The 15466-nt window shown below is 63.6% G+C and carries 11 protein-coding genes and 1 pseudogene; 3 read left to right on the forward strand and 9 right to left on the reverse strand.

Features of this window, described 5'->3' with window-relative positions:
- The 4 genes and pseudogenes from FJV41_RS39800 to FJV41_RS39815 all read right to left on the reverse strand — a co-directional run.
- Window positions 1-746: pseudogene (locus tag FJV41_RS39800) on the reverse strand (adventurous gliding motility protein AgmC); the annotation flags it as partial.
- Between the two features lie 63 nt (window positions 747-809).
- Entirely contained in the window at window positions 810-1304 is a 495-nt protein-coding gene (locus FJV41_RS39805) for a hypothetical protein (RefSeq protein WP_141647844.1), read from the reverse strand.
- Between the two features lie 13 nt (window positions 1305-1317).
- Window positions 1318-1821: a cupin domain-containing protein gene (locus tag FJV41_RS39810; RefSeq protein WP_141647845.1), complete on the reverse strand. Its 504-nt coding sequence runs from the start codon at window positions 1819-1821 to the stop codon at window positions 1318-1320.
- A gap of 16 nt (window positions 1822-1837) precedes the next feature.
- A complete protein-coding gene (locus FJV41_RS39815) occupies window positions 1838-2617 on the reverse strand; it encodes a class I SAM-dependent methyltransferase (protein WP_141647846.1) in 780 nt (259 codons plus the stop codon).
- A 107-nt stretch (window positions 2618-2724) separates the two neighbouring features.
- Between FJV41_RS39815 and FJV41_RS39820 the strand changes: the two genes are divergently transcribed.
- The 3 genes from FJV41_RS39820 to FJV41_RS39830 all read left to right on the forward strand — a co-directional run bounded on the left by FJV41_RS39820 (window position 2725) and on the right by FJV41_RS39830 (window position 11780).
- Window positions 2725-3996 carry a citrate synthase gene (locus FJV41_RS39820; RefSeq protein WP_141647847.1) on the forward strand — a complete coding sequence of 424 codons (1272 nt, stop codon included), beginning with the start codon at window positions 2725-2727 and terminating at the stop codon, window positions 3994-3996.
- 1402 nt (window positions 3997-5398) lie between these two features.
- Complete coding sequence (locus FJV41_RS39825) at window positions 5399-10870, forward strand: RHS repeat-associated core domain-containing protein (protein WP_181791265.1); 5472 nt, start codon at window positions 5399-5401, stop codon at window positions 10868-10870.
- A 613-nt stretch (window positions 10871-11483) separates the two neighbouring features.
- Window positions 11484-11780 (forward strand): hypothetical protein, encoded by a 297-nt coding sequence (locus FJV41_RS39830; RefSeq protein WP_141647854.1) that lies wholly within the window; start codon window positions 11484-11486, stop codon window positions 11778-11780.
- Window positions 11781-11888: 108 nt separating this feature from the next.
- On the opposite strand, the gene ychF is transcribed toward FJV41_RS39830, so the two are convergent.
- From ychF to FJV41_RS39855, 5 genes are all read right to left on the reverse strand, one after another.
- Window positions 11889-12998: a redox-regulated ATPase YchF gene (gene ychF / locus FJV41_RS39835; RefSeq protein ID WP_141647849.1), complete on the reverse strand. Its 1110-nt coding sequence runs from the start codon at window positions 12996-12998 to the stop codon at window positions 11889-11891.
- Between the two features lie 45 nt (window positions 12999-13043).
- Window positions 13044-13595, reverse strand: a complete 552-nt coding sequence (gene atpF / locus FJV41_RS39840) for a F0F1 ATP synthase subunit B (protein ID WP_141647850.1) — start codon at window positions 13593-13595, stop codon at window positions 13044-13046.
- Between the two features lie 127 nt (window positions 13596-13722).
- Entirely contained in the window at window positions 13723-13956 is a 234-nt protein-coding gene (locus tag FJV41_RS39845) for an ATP synthase F0 subunit C (protein WP_141647851.1), read from the reverse strand.
- A gap of 137 nt (window positions 13957-14093) precedes the next feature.
- Window positions 14094-15140: a F0F1 ATP synthase subunit A gene (gene atpB, locus FJV41_RS39850; RefSeq protein WP_141647852.1), complete on the reverse strand. Its 1047-nt coding sequence runs from the start codon at window positions 15138-15140 to the stop codon at window positions 14094-14096.
- The coding region (locus FJV41_RS39855; RefSeq protein ID WP_141647853.1) for a hypothetical protein at window positions 15140-15466 on the reverse strand (327 nt) is incomplete at its 5' end. The genes atpB and FJV41_RS39855, both read right to left, overlap by 1 nt.

A 15466-nucleotide genomic window follows, 5' to 3' on the forward strand; every position in this document is an offset into this window, starting at 1 on the left:
CCGCCCCCACCGCCCGCGTTGTTGCAGTTGCCGCCGCCGCCGCCGTTGAGCAGGTTGCCGCGCCCGGAGGCCGAGCCGAAGCGCTCCACCACCAGGCCTTCTCCCTTGTAGGAGCCGCCCAGCGTGGTGGAGAGGTCTCCTCCCTCGCAGGCCGTGCGGGCGGCGTTGTTGGTGAAGGTCCCACCCCGGAAGCCCGCGCCGTCGGCGTGGATGGCGCCGTTGTTTGTCAACGTGCCCGAGGCGAGGAAGGCCAGGATGCCTCCGCTGTTTCCATCCCAGGCAGGCGCCACGAGCGAGCCGGACGCCGCCACGCTGACGGTGCTGTATTCGGGCACCGTCACGACCTGGGCGCCCGGAGACGTATAGGTGTACATGAGCGGCGCCGTGAGCCGGAGCACGGTGGGAGTGCCGACCGTCACCAGGGACACGCGCGCCAGCTCCCAGCGCCCCACGTCCCCGGGGCTCGTCTGGCCCGTGCTGCCCGAAGGGGTGCTGGACGGGAAGCCCATCGTCTGGTGCACCATCACCAGTCCCCCCGTCGGAGGTACCGTGGAGGTCTCCACCGCGAGCGTCGAGTCACCGCGCTGTGCGCCGGTCGGCAACCGCATCGCGGTGTTGATGGTGGTGCGCGCGGTGTTGACGGTGAGGGCGCCGCTGCGAGCGTTGCCGAGACCAAAGGAGTCCGGCTCGGCCAGGACGGCGGAGGACCACAGCAGCAGGAGCGGCAGGCAGGGCGCTAAACGCATGTGCCCCCCATGCTGCCTCAGAACCTGGGATTACCGCGAGAGCATGCCAGGTCGTATCTGACGTCAGTCGACCGGACGCGTCAGCGCCCGTGCGTTTCGGGGCGCGAAGAAAGGCTGGCGCACGAGGCGCGGCAGGGTGGGCTTGTCGACACACCAGAGCTGGAGGGCGTCCTCCCATTCCCCCAGCTCGGCCACCGCGCGCACATCGGCGGCGTCGCGGTAGAGGTCATTGAGGTTGTGGACGAGGACGGAGAGGTCCTCCACCTCCCAACGCTCGGTGAGGTCTCCAGCCTGGACGTGCAGTTCGAGGACGGGGCGCTCACGGACGTCCACGACCTTGAGGTTCCGCGCCGCGCCGCCCATGGCCAGGGTGAGGGGTCCCATGAGTTCGTCGGGGCGGACGCCGTAGGCGACGGAGAGGCCGCCGACGAGCAGCCCCGCGTCACACAGGCGCAGCAGGGAGACGTGGGGCGGCTCGCCCCGGGGAAGCAGCTCCGTGGCGGCCTCGCGGTCCTTGAGGAGCCGCTCCCGGGTGAGCACGTCGAGCAAGGGGGACATGAGGGCGGTAACTCTATCGCTCCTCGCCGCTCCAGTAGTCCACCTCGGCGGAGAGGGGCAGGACGGTGTACAGGGTTCGCGCGGCCTTGTCGCCACCTGGGGCGGAGCCAGCGGTGACACAGACCTTCTTCGAGTCCGGGTACACCATGACGTCCGGCTCCACCATGGTGGAGAAGGCGAGGTAGCGGAGTGTCTCGGTGCCGTCGTTGACGAGCTGGTGCGCGCCCGTGGGTCCAATGGGGAGGGCCACGTAGTCGCCGGCCTTCACGGGCAGAGACGTGTCACCCAGGCGCACGCAGCCAGTGCCGGAGAGGATGAAGTAGGCCTCTTCGTTGGCCAGGTGGAAGTGGAGCGGGAAGGCGTGTTTGCCGGGTGCGAGTTCCATCAGGCTGCAGCCGAGCTTCTGTCCCTTCGCGGCGGCGCCGAGCTGCTTGCGCCGGTACGAGACACGGGGGCCCTGCGTGACTTCGGTCCACGGGAGCGTGGGCTCGTGAACGAGGTGGGGATGTGAGGACATGGGGTGTGCTCCGGATTCAGGGACGCGTGGCGATGAGGGCGAAGACGCGGTGAGGGATGTCGAGCGCATCGTGAGGAAAGCGCTCGGCGAGGAGTCGGGCGTGGGCGGCGTCGAAGCGCTCCACGTCATCCGGAGGCAGGGTGGCGCCGACCATGGCGCTGGCGCGGGAGCGGCCTCGCCAGGACTCGTGGGTGTAGGGCAGGAGCACGTCGAAGGAGAAGGTCTCCAGGGGCGTGAAGTCCGCGTCGCTGACGTCACGGAGCCACTGCGGGTAGAGGCCGACGCCGCAGCCGAAGCGAGCATGGTCCGGTGGGTTGGGATTGAAGGCGTCCATGAGGGCCTCGGTGGCGGCGACGACGTTGCCGGGCAGGGATATCCAGTCGAGGTGCGCGATGACGAGCTTGCCGTCAGGAACGAGCAGGCGAGCGGCCTCGCGCGCGGCGGCAGGGCGGTCGAACCAGTGCCAGCACTGACCTGCTGTCACGAGGTCGAACGCGCCGGAAGGCAGGCCCGTGGCCTCGGCGGGGGCCTCGCGTGAGTCGATGGGCAGACCTGCCTCGGAGGCGAGCTGGCGCCCGGCCGCGAGCATGGACGCGGACACATCGAGCGCGGTGACCGAGCAGCCGTGTCGCGCGAGTCCTCGTGCGACGGTGCCAGTGCCGGAGCCGACATCCACGGCACGGAGTCCGGGGCGGAGGACGTTCTCTCGGGCCAGACGGGTGAAGAAGGCGTCCGGGAAACCCATGCGGTGTTTCGAGTAGTCCTCGGACGTGCGACCAAAGTCGACGACAGGCATGACAGTGCTCCTCTCGCGTCGTCCCGAGCGCCGAGTGAGCCCAAGGGCTCACATCGACACGGGAGTCGAGTCGAGTCGACAATGAATGTTCTGGAGGTTGCGGGGATATGAGTAGACGCAAGGGTGGACGCTCTCAATCTCGATTCGACCATCGACCCGAGGAGGAGCTCGTCACGGCGGTGGAGGCGGCGGCGCTCCTGGGGGTGAAGCGGGCGACGCTGTACACATACGTGAGCCGAGGGCTCGTGCGCTGCGTGCCCGAGCCGGGGACGAAGGAGAACCGCTATGTGCGCTCGGATTTGGAGCGCCTGAAGACAAGGCATGACGCACGTGCAGGGCACGCGGCGGTGGCCTCGGGGGCGCTGCGCTGGGGTGAGCCGGTCATCGACTCGTCCGTGTCACAGGTGGGCGCGGAGGGGCTGGCGTACCGGGGACACTCGGCGGTGGCGCTGGCGATGGAGGGGCGGAGTCTCGAAGCGGTGGCGGAGCTGCTGTGGACAGGGAGGCTCCCGGAGCAGGACCCACGGTGGGCGAGCGAGGAGCCACCGTTTCCACCGTCGGAGCTGGCGAGACTGTTGCCGCGAGACACGCCTCCGGTGGCGGCGCTGTCCGCGCTGGTGCCACTCCTGGCGGCCAGGGACGCGGTGCGCTTCGCCGCGCCGCCCGAACAGGAGAAGGCACGAGCGAGACGATTGCTGCGTCAGTTGGCGGCATGGGTGTGCGTGGCGCATGCACCAGGGCGGGTGGCTCGGGCACTGCGGGCGGGAACGGTGGCGGAGTCACTGGCGCTGGCGTGGGACACCAAGGTGAAGCGAGCACCGGAGTTGCTCAATCGCGCACTGGTGTTGTGCGCGGACCACGAGCTGAACGTGTCGACCTTCACGGCGCGGGTGACGGCGTCATCGGGAGCGGACCTGTACGCGTGCCTGTGCGCGGCACTGGGAGCGCTATCGGGTCCAAGGCACGGTGGGGCGTGTGACAGGGTGGAGGCGCTGTTGACGGAGGTGGGGAAGCCGGAGCGCGCGGCGGCCGTGGTTTACGAGCGGCTGCGCCGAGGCGAGGCGGTGCCCGGTTTCGGCCACCAGCTGTACCCCGAGGGAGACCCAAGGTCCCCGCCCATCATCGAGGCGGCAAGGGAGGTACGACCGGAGTCGCCGAGAGTCAAAGTGGCAAGAGCCGTCCAGGAAGCGGGACACCCATCGCCGTCAGTGGACCTGGGACTGGTGATGCTGGCGGACGCGCTGGGCCTTCCCACGGGAGCGGCGGCAACAATCTTCGCGGTGGGACGCGCGGCGGGCTGGGTCGCACACATCCTGGAGCAGCGGGAGCAGGGCCACCTGCTGCGCCCCAGGGCACGCTACGTGCAGTCGCCTCGTTAATGACTTCCCTCCCCGTTCGTGATGCTGAGCGAACCCAGAGGTTTGAATCAGAGAGCGTGGTCCTGTCGTAGCCCTACTGGAAATTCATTTCCAGAGCCGACATGGGCATCCCTCGTGGATTCTATGCCTGGGGCCCAAGCAGGGAGGACCCTCTACACGTTCGGTATTGCGTCATCAGTATAGACGGAATCATCCGACGAGAGAGCACTTTTCAAGTTGTCGGACTGAACGCGTCTGGTACTTGAATACAGATTGCCGGACAAAATACGCCAGGGAGATCCTCAACGCCCATCGCACGCAGAGTGCGTCAATGCCCGCTCACAGGGAAAGTGCCACATGAAGATCCGCAGACAGACAATTCTTTCAATCACACTAATATTCTCTCCTCTCCTATTCGCGAGCTGTAGCAAGGACTCGGAGAATATCACTCCACCTCAGCCTCAAACCTCTGCCGCCACTGCAACCGTCCTCAGCGAGCATCGGTTCAAGCCAACTGACAAGCAAGTCGCCCTCAAAGCCCTTGGTCAAAGCTGCTCATCCGCGGGACCCGGCGAATGCGCTTCGGGCATCTGCGTGCACACAGGGGCAGCGCGGGATACGGGATACATCTGCAGCCAGCGCTGTGACCAAGGAAATCCCTGCCTCCAAGGGTGGCGCTGCACACGCACCCATCCTTCTGACCCGTCCGCGAGTCTTTGCCTTCCCATCGAAGTCAACGACACCATTTCTCACCCCTAACTTCCGAGCGAAGCCCCCCCACCCCATGAGAACAAGTTCTCCACAATCAGGGCATGTCCTCTTTCGCCCTCCCAGGCTCGCGCTGCTGGTATTCATTTTCTCCCTTTTGACGCCCATGTTGGCGGGAGCCGCAGGCCAGTTCTCAGTCTGCCAGGAAGCTCCTGATGGACGGCTCTTCATCTGGACCTGCGCATGTGGCAAGGACGCAGCAGGGAACGCAGCCCAGATGTATTGTGATGGGCTCCATCATGCATGTGGCAGTGGAAACTGTCACTATCCGCCGACAGGCGATCTTGAGGACATTGGCTATTATGACTGTTGTGCCACCGGGCTTCTCTGTATCGAAGGCAACGCCCACGGGGATATCCTCGGTGGTGTCGAGACATGTGATGAGCCCTGGGCGGAATGCACGATAGGTGAAGAGTGCCGTGCCCCCAATAACATCTGCCAGGTGGGTCGCTGCGAAGGGTCCGCAGGCAGCATCAGCACGACGACTGGAACCCCCCAACACAAAGAAACTCACTGCGAATACTCTGAAGACACGGACTGCCACGACGATGATGAAGGGGATGAAGGGAATGATGCCAGCTGCGGGTCTGCCCCCCCTCCCTTGGGGCCTCCTGATGCCCCCTTGGGGGATGCACCCTACATAGGCGACCCCGTATTGCTGGGGGGTCGCACGACGCGACATGACGCGACAGACGTCGTCATCCCGGGAGTCCTGGGCAACATTGAGTTCAAGCGAAGCTATGTCTCCACGGAGAAAAAGTGGGCACTCGATCAGACACTGGGGAGTCCGTCCGCAGGCTCCATCCCCAAACCCTTTGGCAACTCGCCTACCTACTCGGCGTCTTTGAATTGGTGGCATAACTTCTACAGCTTCGTCTATCCCCGCACGGCGCTTCCCAACTCCGAACTCTGGCAGGTCCGCGAAGGAAGCGGCAAGCTGGTGGACTTCACAGGGTGCCTGCGCTCCCCTTCTTCGTGCCTGGCACACCCCACCCGGCTTTCTGGAGAAACGCAGTGGCGGCTGATCTGGGAGAGCACGGGCCCCAACAGCGGCTATTTCGTCTTGCACAAGCCCGGAACGGGCAGGTTCATCTACGCGGACGTTTGGACTCCCCAGGGCGGCACGGCGAGTGAGGCGCGCTACTTCCTGAGCCGTATCGAGGATGCGCAACAGCTGACACCTTCAGGGCAGCCCCTCGTCCTTGCCACACTGACATATACCGCCCCCTCCGGGCTCTCCTGCCCTGGATTGAGCGCTGGCGCCAATCCCGGAGTCCCCTATCTTGCTACCATTGAGAGCCTGGAAGGAACCCGTCTCCGGTTCGAGTACAAGCGCGTGGCCAACTACCTGCCCGGGCAACCTGAGCAATGTGTCCTGGCGCGAGTCCTCGCGGAATCGTCGGCAAGCACCGCTCCTGCTACCTCGCTCGTCGAATACAACTACCTGCGCAACGATGCTGGCGTCGAAATCGCAGGTCTCATCGAAAGCGCGCCACTCCCACAACAAGGAGGTGCGGTCGAGAGCTATACCTATCCCAATCTTGAAACTGGGACAGGCCAATGGCAGCTCCGCAAGGGCGGCGCGGTCTTCGTCACCCACACCTCCACCAAGGGAAAAGTCACTTCCGACTCATCCATCAAACGTGGAAAGCGTGGCAGTGGAAGCCTTTCTCTCCGCGCTCAACAGCCCCCAGCCCCCTGCACGAACGATTCTTCGCCTGCTTGCAAGAAAACCAAGACGACCACCGCAGACCTCTATGCCTTCGACGGCAGAGGAACGAGCTTCTACTATCTCTCACAGTACGCCCATGTCTACGACATGGAGCAGACGTCCTTCGCCCGTCCCTGGAGAATCCGTCGGGTCACTCGCCCTTGCCCCGAAGCGGCGTCTTGCACCCAGACTCGGGAATTCGTCTGGCATCAGTTTGATGACGGCCCTGCTGTCTCACTTGCAGAGAAGGACTTCGAGAACGGGTGGACTGTTCGTGAGTGGGAAGGCCCTCCTGATGGTGGGGTTGGCGGATATGCGGACCTGAAGCGAATCCAAGTAGGAGCGGACAACCGGGACGGCGGGAGCGCCCTGGAGACCGTGTCGTTTGAATACACCAACGCAACCGCCGGAACGGGGCTCGTGGTGGGAGAACGAATCCGAACCGAGGAGCGCACGGATTCCGTTCTCGTGCCTGCTGAAGAGGCCGTCACGCGCTATGTTCATGACCCCGCGACCAACCGGTTGCAGGCCGTCTTCCGAAGCGGCTACACACAAGGGCTGACAGGAAGCGCGTGGGATACCACTCCGGTCCTGAAGCACCTCGGTACGTTCTATTTCACGAGGCACGCGTGCGCAGGGGGTTCCATGGATGATGCATTGGGGCGAGTCCTGGAAGTCCACGGCCCTTGCTGGGTCGACAATCTCTCGGCGACGGACTGCTCTCCTTCACTCAACCCCCAGGTTCCCATTACCCAGTATCACTACTGGCCAGCGGGCGCTGCGGGGCACAATGCCTATCGGCTCCAGAAAGTCGTGCGCTTTCCGAACACCGGAGGAAGTGCATCCTGCACGGGACAGCCTGGGCTTGAGACACTCTATTCCAATTATGACCTGTGGGGGCAACCCCAGCTCGTGGTGGACGCCAATGGCGTTAGCACGACGTACACCTACGAGACGGGTCGTGTCACATCTATCACCACGCAAGGAGCGACCTGGAATTACACCTACGACAACGGCACGTTGGCCTATGTAAAATCCCCTCGTGGCGACTACGAGATGTTCTGCCGCCGCCAGAACCAAGGTTCTAGCAGCACCTGCACGGGTCCTTGGTACGATGACCTTCGAGCACGGAGCAAACTTCCCTTTCCTGGTGGACATGCCAATGAATCTATTCGCTATGACCGGGGGTCGGATGGGCTCATCTCATCGGAGACCTACTCCAGTTCGTACTGGGGGGGCGGGGGAATGGAGCGGCGCGCGCGCTATCACCAAGCCAACCTGGACGGCATGCCCTCCTATGAGCGAGTCGGTGGGAGTATCGACGCGCAAGGGAGTCACTACGTCCAGCGTCGGCTCTTTGATGGCGCTGAGCGTCTGGTGGGTTTGGGAGCGCCCTATAACGTGACTCCAGCGCTCTGTAACGGACAGGCCCTGGATGGACGCCCTGTTTCCCCACTTTGCAGCGCACTCAGCTATGACCGCGCGAACCGGCTGACAGGTGTCGAGCAGTTTCCAGAGATTGGGACGCGAGCAAACGGCACCCGTGCATGCTTCGCATATGACATTCAAGGCAATGTGAAGACGGTGCGAAGTGGCTGTTCTGCGGCGAGCGGGGCCATAGGGGATTGCTCTTCATGCACGCAGCCCCTATCGACGTACCAGCATGATGATTTCGGAAACCTCATTCAGGTCGCATTGCCATGGCAGAGTGGCAACGGAAGAACGCGATACAGCCACGATGCCACGGGGCAAGTCCGCGCGAAGCAGACGCCACAGATGGAGTCAGGCTCGGAGCACCTCGCCTATGCGTATGACGCATTAGGGCGACCGCTCTCGACTGCGCGCATTGTCGGAGGCACCACGCCAACCACGGAGTTGCTGTACACGCTTGGATATGACCAATCCGCCACGCCACACGCCACATGTCCTCAGCCGGCGAATACTCAAGGTAGGCTGCTGTTCCGAAACGACTCCTTCGGGCAGACTTGGTATTCGTATGATGGCCAGGGAAGGGTTGTCCGAGAGATCAGGGCCCGTGCCGGCACAGATGGCTCCTTTTCTTGCCCTGCCTACTCTCCGGCCAGCACACTTCATACAACGTACAGCTATTCCTCCGCGGGAGATCTGACGTCGATTGAGTATCCCTACGGACACAAAGTCACGTATCAATACAGGCTGCACGAGACGACTTCGACACCTTCGGACCGAGTGGGCGGCATCCAGGTCGCGCGTTGGAGCGGCACGGACTGGACGGTTCTTGCCTCCATTTCCAAAATCGAATGGGAGCCCTATGGGGATGTGCGCGGCTATCAAATCAACGCACCATCTTCGGCGCAGCCGGTGTCCGTTGACTACTCGCTCAGCTCCACCACCGAGACACCTCCTGCGTCGTGTGCCGTGGGTGCAGGGGGTTGGCCAGGGTCACGGGATTTAAGTGGCCGGGTTCGTAGCCTCTTCGTGTCACCTGGGCCTTTGGCCCTGAATCAGGGCTCAGGAAGTATCTACAAGAGGTTCTATACGTGGAAGGCGGACCAGGTGGCCCGTACGGATACGTGTCTCCTGGGAGCGACAACTCCTGTAACGGAGCAATTCACATATGACGGACTTCTGCGGCTTGCCAGCGCCACCCGTCCAACAGGGAACTTCGCGGCCACAGGCGGCGCATTCAACTCGCGCGTCTACACTTATGACGGGCGTGGCAACCGCCTGACTGAAGAAGTGGATGGCCAGCTCCTGACCCTCGCGCATGGTACTGGCTCATTCGCGGACCGGCTGGATAGTCGCTCAGGCATCGGTGTCAACTCGGCGTTGAATCTCCAGTTCTCCTATGACGCGGATGGGCGAGCGAGCGAGAAACGCTGGGCGACTGTGGGGGGCACCCCGATGCACAAGGTCGAATTTAATCTGGGGCCATCCATCAATGGAGGAAACGAGACTGTCTTCCGTTCCGTCAAGGTCAATGGAGGCACTTATGAGTATTACTACGATGCAATGAATAGACGTCGGCTCAAGCGATATCCGAGCACGGCGGAGGACGAGTTCTTTTACGACACGTCGCACCTCTTGCTCGTGGACCGAGGCAACCCCAGCGCGACTCCGCCATCTGGAGGATACGGCCACCATGTCGACGACACCTACGTGTGGCTCGGAAACCGTCCAGTCATGGTGGTGAGAGGTCGACTGACGGCGCAGATGGAGAGAGACAGTAATCCGACGGGGGATTGTGGGCGAAACGGGGAACCCGCGACCTGCGGGGTCTACTTCCCCGTCATGGACATGTTGGGCAAGCCGGTCCTGATGCTGGACCAGGCCGGCAAGGTCACCGGAGCTGCGGACTACGAGCCCTTCGGCCACGTCAATCGCGTCAGTCAACCGGCGGCAACCCTCCATCCCTATCCAGAGAACGCAAATCTTACGCTCGCAACATTCGAACAGCCGTCCAGCAGCTCCACTGTCCGAACCCGGTTCCGCGCACTGTTTGGACAGGTCGACACGGTTGACACGGATGACTTCGTGTCACTGGTGGATGCGGACACGAGCGCAACACTGGGCCCGACCATCTCCCAACCTGCCAGTGGACGTTTCTGGAGTCATTGGGTTCAACCAACCGCATCACGGGCCCAGGTCAGGTTCACGTCGGATGCGCTCCCAACAGCGTGCAGTACGTGTGCTCCTGGCACCTGTTCTCCCGAGTGTACTCCAGCCAATGGTGTAACATTGGAGGGCTACGAGTATCAGAGATTCCAGTCAGGAGCTCAATCCTTCTGGATTCCGCTACGGTTCCCTGGCCAGTATCATGACTCTGAGACAGACCTTTTCGAGAACTGGAATCGCTATTATGATCCAACTATCGGACAGTATCTGCAGCCAGAGCCTCTGCTAAACTCCGCGCGAACAATCAAAAAAGCTGCCTCAAATGGGTCCCCGTTGCCTACGTACGGCTATGCACAAAACAATCCGATTCAGTTCATTGATCCGGACGGCCTTAAAGCGCGTTGCCCCAATGGGTTCTGGATTGGAGCTCCGCTAGCCCTGGGCGAGATTGCAATCGGCCCAACCGGCGGACTAGGATTTGGAGGCATCTACAGTTGCACATCGGCCCCGATTTCCGTGGCAATCATTAGCGTCTGCTCATTTGGTTCCGCACCTCCAAGCCCGTTCAAGGCAGCCAACTGGAAGAAACTCCATGCGGGGTGTGGCATCGGCGCTGGATGGACGACCGACACCTATACCGTAGCTGATTTTGAGGGATGGAGTTTTGGTGGTTTTGCCTCCGTAGGAGCCGGCATCGGCGTAACAGGATTCGTTGAAGGACACGACCCACGCAAACCGGATACATTTGGAGCAGTTGTCGGACCAGGAGCCGGCGCTGCCGTCGGACCGCTTGCCTGCAAAACCTGGGCATGGGAACTGTGATAATGCGCAGACCAGAACTTTCAGCAACTCCCTCAACCCTTCGAGAATGGGCTGGCTTTTCGGTATGTCTGCTCACGGTCGTCACAGTGTCCGTTGTAGTTGCTCGCGGCCACACACTCCAGAATGCCTATTTATTCTGGTTTCCGTGGACGGGTTTTGCAGCCGCCGCCTTCCTATACATACTCAGACGCCTACGTCTCATTCTCACCGAGCGCTCGTCGACATTCACCCTCTCAGACAAGCTCCTGCTCGCGCTCGTCTATGTACTTGGACTGGCGGCATTCCTGACCTTGTATCTCCAAGGATTCCTGAGACATTAGACACCACTCGGATTTACCTCTGAATTACTTCACGGCGACCCACTTTTCCGAGGACACAATGCACAATCATGTCGCATGCGCGCCAACAACCCGCAGATCACGGAGACGGACCTGAGAATGGTCACGTATGCTCCAATGTGCAGTTGCCTTGAAGGAAAGTAGAATTCGTCGCGGAGAGTGGTGACTACTACGAGTCACTATCCTCTTCGTTGGACCAGCGGAAGCTGTCACCTTCCAGCCAACCCGAGCACTCTCGGGTTGGCTGGAGGCTCTTCACGGTGGACACTGCGCCCGTGGACACACGACGCGCCTATCCTCGATTCGCCATCGCCTCCCTCTTGGGCAACGTCGCCTTCCTCGCCTCCTGGGGTGTCCTGCTCTCACGCCCCTCCGGTTGGCTCGTGGCAGGCCCCATCCTCCTGGCCCTCTTCGTCATCCTCCGCGTGGGCGGCATGTGGCTCTACGCCCGCCAGCAGACGGAAGGCAGCCCGCGCATCCGCCGCGCCGCCCTCTTCACCACCCTGCTCGCCTTCGTCGGCGTCGGCCTCTGGGTCCTCACCGCCGTGCGCGGCCCCACCATCAGCTTCTGAGCCACCCCCCAGAAACGCCTCGCGGGCGCTCCCAGAAGGCCCCAAGGCCCTCCAGAACGCGCCCGCGCGGTACATCAGCTCGCGGCCTCAGAGGGCCGCGTCAGCCCGTCACACGTTGAAGCGGAAGTGCATGCAGTCGCCGTCCTGCACGACGTACTCCTTGCCCTCCATCCGCAGCATGCCCTTCTCCTTCACCGCGGACTCACTGCCCAGCTTCACCAGGTCCTCCCAGCGCATCACCTCGGCCTTGATGAAGCCGCGCTCGAAGTCCGTGTGGATGACACCCGCCGCCTGCGGCGCCTTGTAGCCCTTGTGAATCGTCCAGGCGCGGCACTCCTGCTCGCCCACCGTGAAGTATGTCCACAGGCCCAACAGCGTGTAGCCCGCCCGCACCACCTTGTGCAGACCCGGCTCCGTCAGCCCCGCGCTCTCCAGGAAGCCCGGACGCTCGGCCTCGGGAAGCTGCTGGATTTCCGACTCCAGCGCCGCCGCGAGCACCACCACGTCGAAGCCCTCCTTCGCGGCCATCTCCTTCACCGCCGCGACGTGCTTGTTGGCGTCTTCCTTCCCAATCTCGCCCTCGCCGATGTTCGCCACGTACAGCACCGGCTTGTCCGTCAGGAGGAACAGGTCGTGGATGACGGCCTTCTCCTCCTCGGTCAGCTTCTGCGCCCGTACCGTGATGGCGGCGTCCAGCCCGGCCTTCACGCGGTCCAGCAGGGCGACCTCGGCCTTGGCCTCGTCACCAGCCTTGCCGCCCATCTTCGTGTTCTTCAAGGAGCGCTCGCGGCGCTTCTCCACCGTCTCCAGGTCCTTGAGGCACAGCTCCGTGTCGACCACGTCCCGGTCCCTCACCGGATTCACCCCGCCCTCGACGTGGGTGACGTTGTCGTCCTCGAAGCAGCGCAGCACGTGCAGCACCGCGTCCACCTGGCGGATGTTGCCCAGGAACTGGTTGCCCAGGCCTTCGCCCTTGGAGGCGCCGCGCACCAGGCCGGCGATGTCCACGAACTCCAGCGACGTGGGGACCTTCTTCAGCGGCTTGATGAGCTCGGAGAGCTTGTCCAGCCGCTCGTCCGGCACGGGCACCACGCCCACGTTGGGCTCGATGGTGCAGAAGGGGTAGTTGGCCGCCTGTGCGCCCGCGGCCGACAGCGCGTTGAACAGGGTGGACTTGCCCACGTTGGGCAGCCCGACGATTCCGATGGATAGCGCCATGGTGATTCCCTGGAACACGCGCGCCGGGGGGCGCGCTTCCCCGAACTAGGCCGACCGGCGGACGCCGGCGTTGCCGGAGCCGCTCAGCGGAAGGCCCTTCACGAACTGCTCGGCCAGCGCGCGGTGCTTGCTGTCGTCCATGCGCTCGCCGATGAGCTTGCCGGCCACATCCATGGCCAGGTCCACCGCCATGGCGCGGACCTCGGCGATGGCCTTCGTCTTCTGCTCGTCGATTTCACGACGCGCGCTCAGCTTCAGCTCCTCCGCCTCCTTGCGGCTCTTCGCCATCAGCTCCTCGCGGAACTTCTCCATCTCCTGCTGGTTGCGGCGCGTCTCCTCGGCGGCCTGACGGCGGGCCTCGGAAATGGCCGTCTTCTGGTCGGCCAAGAGCTTCTCCGCCTCGGCGCGCTCACGCTTGGCGCTCTCGATGGCGGCGGAAATCTGCTTCTCACGCTCCTCGACCAGCTGAAGGATGGGTCCCCACGCCTTCGCCTTCAGGACGAAGAACACGATGACGAAGGTGACAAGGGTCCAGAAGATGAGGCCCGGCTGGACGCTCACGAGGCTGCTGGCGGCGAGGACGTTGGGCAGGAACATGGTGGCGTGTCCGGCGTGAGGGAGGAGACAGCGAGGGAGTCTTCAGGGTGAAACAGCCTGCGAAGAGGCACCGGCACCCGCGATGTGACCCGCGAGCACCGGCGCTTCCCAGGCACCTGCGTTGAAACTAGGCGGTCTTGGTCGCCAGCAGAACGCAAACAACCAGCGCGAACAGCGTGGCGCCTTCGATGAGGGCCGCGGCGATGATCATCGTGGTGCGGATGTCGCCACCGGCGGCGGGCTGACGGCCCGTGGCGTCCATGGCGGCGGCGGCGAGCTTACCGATGCCGAGCGCGGCACCGATGATGGACAGGCCAGCGCCGAAACCGGCGGCGAGGAAGGCAAGAGCGAGGTTGGTCATGGCGGTGCTTCTCTTTTCTAGCGAAGGACCCACTTGTGGGGGGGTCGTGATTCCCTTCAGGACTACCTCTGACGGCCTTTCGAACCGCCAGGTCTTCTACGCGGGGCGCTCGACTGCTCGCGCCCCGCTAACCTGTCTCAGGCGTGCGCCTTGCCGTGGTCGTGGCTGCCACCCAGCTCGGAGTGGCCGTGGCCGTGGTCATCCGCGTGGCCGTGGTCGTCGTGGTGATGGCCCGTGGCCACCGCCATGCCGATGAACAGCGCCGACAGCAGCGTGAAGACGTACGCCTGCACGAAGGCCACGAACAGCTCCAGCAGGTAGATGGCGAACGCGAAGGGCACGCTCACCACCGCCACCGCCGGATGGCCGAGGATGAAGATGAGGCCGATGAGGAAGAAGAGGACGATGTGGCCCGCCAGCATGTTGGCGAAAAGACGCATCGTGAGGGCGAAGGGCTTGGAGATGAGCCCGAGGATTTCCACGGGGATCATGATGATCCACAGCGACCAGTGGACGCCGCCCGTCAGGTGCTTCAGGTAACCGCCCAGGCCCGCCGAGCGGATGCCCGCCGCCTGCGTCACGAAGAAGGTGCACAGCGCCAGGCCGCACGTGACGGCCAGGTTGCCGGTGGCCGTGGCCATCCAGGGGACGAGGCCCAGCAGGTTCATGAAGAGGATGAAGAAGAACGCGGTCAGCAGATACGGCACGTAGCGCGGGCCGTCCTCCTTGCCGATGTTCTTGATGGCCATCTCGTCACGAACGAAGAGCACCAGCATCTCGATGAGGTTGGCGCCCGTACCGCGCGGCACCAGCTTCGTCTTGTCGCGGCTGCTCCAGATGAAGATGGTGGCCAGGAGCAGCAGCGCCGCCAACCACATCATCACCGTGTGCTTGGTGATGGAGAGGTCCAGGCAGCCCGCCATCAGCCCCGGCCAACCCGTGGGCGCCACCAGCCCGTGGTCCGTCATCACCGGCTCGCAGCTGCCGATGCGCAGCGGCGGAATCGCGCCCAGGTGGATGGGCTGGCTGAGCGGGACCTCGAGCTCGAAGTCGTTCGTGTCCGCGACGTGGTGGAGGATGTAGTCCGGAACACTCGGCTCGCTTCCCTCACCGTGGCCCCCGGACTCCGAAGCCCACGCCGTGGCCACGAACAGAGAGGCGAACAGCACCATTGCCTTGCGCATCACTCGTCTCCGCCCGCCGCGCCCTTGGACGCGGCCATCACGTAGCTGACTTCAATCCATTGCAGCGCGAAGTAGACGCCAAAGAAGCCGGCGATGAACGGCACCGGCTGCAGACCTCGCGAAATCATCCCCAAGAGACCCACCAACACCGCCACCGCCCGCAGGCCGAAGACCACCGCCACCACCTTCATGGCCGCCTTCAGGTCTTGCTTCACCGCCCGCCGCTTCAACAACAGCGCCACCACGCCCGTCACCGCCGCCAGACCCACACCCCACAGCGCCGACACCCGGTTTTCCACCACCGTCGGCAACAGCCCCGCCACGGC

Origin of the sequence: Myxococcus llanfairpwllgwyngyllgogerychwyrndrobwllllantysiliogogogochensis (assembly GCF_006636215.1) — a bacterium.
GTDB classification, from domain to species: Bacteria; Myxococcota; Myxococcia; order Myxococcales; family Myxococcaceae; genus Myxococcus; species Myxococcus llanfairpwllgwyngyllgogerychwyrndrobwllllantysiliogogogochensis.

Coding starts and splice junctions, on each gene's coding strand:
- FJV41_RS39845 (WP_141647851.1), bottom strand. CDS start 13,956: ATGACCAACCTCGCTCTTGCCTTCCTCGCCGCCGGTTTCGGCGCTGGC.
- atpB (WP_141647852.1), bottom strand. CDS start 15,140: ATGCGCAAGGCAATGGTGCTGTTCGCCTCTCTGTTCGTGGCCACGGCG.
- ychF (WP_141647849.1), bottom strand. CDS start 12,998: ATGGCGCTATCCATCGGAATCGTCGGGCTGCCCAACGTGGGCAAGTCC.
- FJV41_RS39820 (WP_141647847.1), top strand. CDS start 2,725: ATGAGTAGACGCAAGGGTGGACGCTCTCAATCTCGATTCGACCATCGA.
- FJV41_RS39805 (WP_141647844.1), bottom strand. CDS start 1,304: ATGTCCCCCTTGCTCGACGTGCTCACCCGGGAGCGGCTCCTCAAGGAC.
- FJV41_RS39815 (WP_141647846.1), bottom strand. CDS start 2,617: ATGCCTGTCGTCGACTTTGGTCGCACGTCCGAGGACTACTCGAAACAC.
- FJV41_RS39810 (WP_141647845.1), bottom strand. CDS start 1,821: ATGTCCTCACATCCCCACCTCGTTCACGAGCCCACGCTCCCGTGGACC.
- atpF (WP_141647850.1), bottom strand. CDS start 13,595: ATGTTCCTGCCCAACGTCCTCGCCGCCAGCAGCCTCGTGAGCGTCCAG.